This window comes from Pseudomonadota bacterium (genome assembly GCA_026388215.1).
Taxonomy (GTDB): Bacteria; Desulfobacterota; Syntrophorhabdia; order Syntrophorhabdales; family Syntrophorhabdaceae; genus JAPLKF01.
In genome coordinates this window covers 1-5,240 of record JAPLKF010000271.1, presented here as the reverse complement: position 1 = coordinate 5,240, position 5,240 = coordinate 1, and the positions used below count along the sequence as shown (strand labels likewise).

3 protein-coding genes are annotated in these 5,240 nt (G+C 33.4%); 1 reads left to right on the top strand and 2 read right to left on the bottom strand.

What is annotated here, in order from left to right; genetic code table 11:
• Positions 1–222 (bottom strand): hypothetical protein (locus NTU69_12610; protein MCX5804346.1); only part of this gene is annotated, 222 nt, incomplete at its 3' end.
• 810 nt (positions 223–1,032) lie between these two features.
• Positions 1,033–1,809 carry a helix-turn-helix transcriptional regulator gene (locus NTU69_12605; protein ID MCX5804345.1) on the bottom strand — a complete coding sequence of 259 codons (777 nt, stop codon included), beginning with the start codon at positions 1,807–1,809 and terminating at the stop codon, positions 1,033–1,035.
• A gap of 170 nt (positions 1,810–1,979) precedes the next feature.
• Between NTU69_12605 and NTU69_12600 the strand changes: the two genes are divergently transcribed.
• Positions 1,980–4,535 carry a hypothetical protein gene (locus tag NTU69_12600; GenBank protein ID MCX5804344.1) on the top strand — a complete coding sequence of 852 codons (2,556 nt, stop codon included), beginning with the start codon at positions 1,980–1,982 and terminating at the stop codon, positions 4,533–4,535.
• Positions 4,536–5,240 lie beyond the last annotated feature (705 nt).

The window sequence follows — 5,240 nt, the reverse complement described above, 5'->3', positions numbered from 1 at the left end:
ATTTATGGTATTCCTTCTTTCCTCAGACCTTTCTTTTTTAGGAGGGTTACTATCAGGAGCTTTGCTAAAAGCATAGTCTTTCATATTCTCAAGGAAATATCTCAGAGAAATGGTAACTATTTTCCCCCTCAATGGCTTAGGGAACCCTTCAAGATATTTTATAATATCCCCGTCCTCTTCAATGTTGGCTGAAAATCTAAAATGTTTAAACCGATCTTCCATATTTTCTCCTTTCTATGAGTTTTTTTCTATCTATGTATTACCTTTTTTTAATTATAGATCTCTGAATAGATTTGTAGATTTCTGAATAGACTGGGTAAGATTACATAAATAAAGATAGAGCCTTTATATTATTAATCCATATGCAGCCTTACCTTTTTTATAGCTTACTTTATTGGCTATATCTGTGTTTATCTGATTCTGTTTTACTTTTGAGAACAAATAAAAAAAGCGGGAGTTTTGTTTTCTCCTGCCTTTAAAATGTCAGTCAGTGTCAAAAAAATCAGGTTTAGCTCTTCTCCCTAAAGATTATCATCTATATTATATAGTTACCATAACAAAAGATTTGCCTCTTCAAATTACGACACTACCGGAAATTCGACTATATCTTTATCAGTCTGTCACCCCTGATGTCATCAATACCAATATGTAATTATCTCTTTTAAGGCGGGGAGGAAGTCAAAAAAATACAATTTTTGCATTTTTTGATAAAATTTGAAAAAACCATACAAGTATAATTCCTTGATAAAAATTTTTAAAAAATGCACTTTTTGACAGCTTATATTGCAAAAATGAACTACCCCGCCGCAAGCGGACGGGGTATCAAAACCCAAAAACACAAAAAAGATACGCCACAAGTGGCGGGGAATCAAACCCAAAAGAGATTGAAATAAAACAAAAAAAGAAAAACATAATTCAAGGTGTTTTATGGCATTTGCTTTCTTGCCTGCCTGGCGGCAGACAGGTGCCCCTGTCTGACATAAACAAAACCTTACAAAAACCACTGTATTTAGTAGTTAGGAGATGTGATAATTATTTTTTGCTGTTTATTTTGTCCATTTTTGAGAGTAACTCAATGGCTTTATCTGGTGAAATTCCCATTTCTGCTACCATATTGAGCAACCTTATTCTACCTTCGTCATGAATCATTTTTTCATCTATTGATTCAGATTTATTGCCAAACAAATTTTCTACATCTTCCCTCTCGATTGACCATGATAATATCTTGTAAAAAATAGGTTTTTCTATATCAATGGTTTTAAAATCAATATCTTTTTTTTCTTTTTTGGCTTTTTTGTTCATTGTAGTTTGAAAGCCTTTTTCGCCAACAAAGAAGCTAATCTTCGGTCTTCGCCTGAAAATGAAGATATTATTGTCTGAATCTTTCATTGCAATTGCATATATCGACAGCTCTATAGTTTTTGCTTTCAGTATTTTACCTATAGAGAACTCAGGAATAAGAAATAGAAATTGTAATTTATCGTTAAAATCCAAAAAAAGTTCAAATATTGAATAATCCACCCTTCCTAAGAATGATTCCTGAACAAACATTTTAATCAATTTTTCGGACTTGAAGGGATTTCCTATCATCGATTTAGCATAATCAGAAGATATATTCAGGCAATGAGCAATATTTTCGATGGTCTCTTCTTTGAAATTAGTCGTACCATGCTCAAACATGGAAATGGCTGAAGAGGTAATATTCGCGTTTTTAGATATTTCACCTTGCTTTATGTTTTGCAGTTCCCTGGCAAATTTAAATAATGCATTGAGGGTTAAGGGAGAGTAACCTTTTTTCTTGTAATTCATTGCTAACCTCCAACTTAATATAATAAGTAATTATATAATATTCGATTCCTAATAAATTGTAAAGTACATTTTAATATTTAATATTGCATCAAAATAGTTGCATAAAATTTTCTTGACAACTTATTATATTAAGTATATATTAAGTAGGAATATAATTCAGGAGGTATAAAATGAGCAATATTTTAAAAGATCCTCGAGCGAGCGAATATTTCACAGAAGACGGTTTGGTGATGGTGACTGGCATATCAAAATATAAATGGGTCGAAATGTTCATAAAGGAGCCGATCGATAATTCGCTCGACACCTTGAAAAATACTTCTAATAAAGAAATAAAGATAGTTTATCGAAATAATCTTTGGGGGGTATGCGACAGTGGCAATGGCATCCCTGAACAAGACTTGGATAGTATCTATGATTTTTCTTATTATGTGTCGAGCAAGCGGCATTACAGGCATGTAAGCAGGGGGGCTTTAGGAAATGCCATAAAGTGTTTGATTGGTGTCTCATACCTTAGGAATCTTAATTTATTTTTTGTCCTTAATAAAAAAAAGATAACCTATACGCCAAAAAAAGTATTGATAGACTCAAAGCTAATAAACGGCGCCTTTAAAAAATCAATTGAAGATACATACTTTGAAAACGGGGTATACATCGACGGACTGGAACTGGACATTGACACAATTAAAAAAAGTATTAACAGATATATTCAAGTCAATCCGGGGGTCGCATTTTATCTAAATGATGAAAAACTCTCTGAAAAAATAGTTTCTCTCCCAATTAAGGAATTGAATTTTTTACATTGGTACGATTTTGAATCGTTTAAAAATCTTTTGGTTATAACACATAACAACTATAGTGAAAAAACGGTAAAACATTTCTGTCTTGAAAATTTCACTGGGATGAGAGGCAATTTAGCCAATCTTGGTTTTTCTTTCAAAAAGTTGTCAGAATTTTTCGACAAGGAGGATGAAATACGGAATCTTTACAATATACTAAAACATGATGTTATAAAAAAAGAACCAAGACCTGCAATCCTTGATAAGTATTATTCGGTGGGAGAGAATAATTGCAGAAAGCTATGTGGCGTGAATAACAAGTTTATTAAATATAAAAAAATTATAGGCAAGTACAAGCAAAATGAAGCAAATATCCCTTTCATAATTGAAGGATATGTTTGCAATTCAGAAAATTCAGAACTTAATTCAGAATTAATAATCAATATCAATAATTCAATAACATACTCAGACTCCGATTTTGTTTTTGAATACAGTTTTATCAGATTTTGTGGGAAAACAGATTTTTTTGGGAGCTTAAATACTCTATTAGAAAAGGCAGGGTTTTTTAAGATAAAAGGATATACGCTATTTCTGCATTTGATATCTCCTTTGGTTAAATACAGAGATCATGCAAAATCTACTATTTCTGTTGAGAAGTTCAAAATAGAATTAGTGAATCTTGTTGAAAATTTGGTGAAAGACTTTTTAAAAAAAGAACAAAAAGAAAAAAGAGAACAAAAAAATAGTTCTTGCAAAAGAGTTAACAAAACACAATTGATGCGAGACCACCTTTTGGAGGCTGTTGATTACTGCACAGACGATAAAAAAGTTCCGACAAAGGCAAGGCAGGTCTTTTATGCTCTAAGAAAAATAATTAACAATTTGTATGGAATTACCCTCAACGGGGAAAGCGGTCAAGGTATACTTACACAGGTCGTTCTCACCGATTTCTATAAGAAATATCCATGGCTTGAAGACTTGGTATTTCTGGAGCGGCGAGGATATTACATAGACCCGGTAGGTTGGAAGGAAATCCCGCTTGGCACTCAAGAAATTAATGAATTTTTGGATGGAATGCCAAAAGAATGTTCAGCTAATATCATAGGAGGCGAGTATAGACCGGCAGAAATCAGTTTTGACATACCCTATGAGTTGGAAATCTCACAGGTTTTGTTCATTGAAAAGCAAGGTTTTAACGAAATATTTAAGCGGTCCAAGATTATGGAGGAGCTTAGACTGGGAATAATCTCAGGCCAAGGTTACGGCACACGCGCACTAAAAAGGTTAATTCAAATCTTTATCAATCGAGGGATTGTTTGCTATTCGCTTCATGACTGTGATTTGTCCGGGTATTGCATTGGAAACAAATTATCGAAAGGAAGCCAAACATTCGAAGATGAACTTGACATAATTGACATTGGGTTAAATTATCAAGATCTTGTTGAATTAGGCAAGGACAAGATTATTGACGCAGAGGAATACTATTCTAAAAAGTCCTACATAAATGTACTTAAAGAATTATCGGAGGATGAACGTAATTTCTTTTTTGTGAAGGAGACCGGTACACAATTCAAATACCGTAGGGTTGAAATCAATGCTCTGACAACGCCTGAGTTGATAGAATTTATCAAGAAAAAAATTAAACCCAAACCCATAACCCCTTCGCTCGAACAGGTTGAAAAACTATTGGATTTTGATATGTTTGAGCTGATAAAAAGAAAAGCAATTGGGAAAGTATTGGAGAGATACAGCAATAATTATTTTAAAGAGCTTGAAAATGTTGAAATTGATTTTGATGACTGTAATAAAATGGTTAAAGATGCTTACCGAAAAGTTTTATCTTGTAGTAATACTAATGGCGAAAAGTGGGATTCAGTTTTGAAAGAACTTTTAAAAGACTATATTAATAAAAAAGCAGACAAACTCTTAACGTTAATCACCCCTCCCTAACGGAAGGGGTGATTAACCCTGAACCCCCTGAAGGCAATTTCTTTAATACTGAATCTTGCATATTCTCTTTCCTATATTACTTTTTTCTCCTGAAGGACTAACCTTAAGGAAGTCAAAAACATGTCAAAAAGCTCAAAAGCATTTGCTCAGGATTTAGAAAAGGTGCAGGATTTCTTGAAGATATAACCACCTGTGTCTGCTTGCCAGGCAGGTGAGGTGTATCTTCTATAAGTGTAATGTGGATAAAAACTGTTCCCTCATATGTTGGAACAACAATTCCTCTAACCACTTATCTCCTCTCTTTCCCTTTTAATTGGTTCTTTCTTTATTATTATTTCTAAAAAAAAGTAATATAGAAATAGGTAAAATATTAAAAGGTGATACATTGACTACACTTGAAACGGTAACAAGACATGGTATGAAGGCACAGGGAAAACGTGAATATATTGAATACCTGTAGACAGGCAAGAAACTATCGCCCATGAAAGCTATCAAAGCTCAATGCTACCAGTGTACTAATGCTTATATGGATACAAAGATAGACGGTGAGATTTAAGAGTGTCCGTTATACCCGTACATGCCATATCGAAAGGATAAAGAGCTAACAAAACGGGGAAGAACCAAAAAGCAGGTAGAGGCAGGCTTAAGATTGGCTAAATTTCGTTCTGGTACACGTAAAATTATAAGGCAGTAAGGGTAGGAGTA

What these genes read in the sequence shown, in the direction of transcription:
- NTU69_12600 (MCX5804344.1), top strand. Translation starts at nt 1,980, where the DNA reads ATGAGCAATATTTTAAAAGATCCTCGAGCGAGCGAATATTTCACAGAA.
- NTU69_12605 (MCX5804345.1), bottom strand. Translation starts at nt 1,809, where the DNA reads ATGAATTACAAGAAAAAAGGTTACTCTCCCTTAACCCTCAATGCATTA.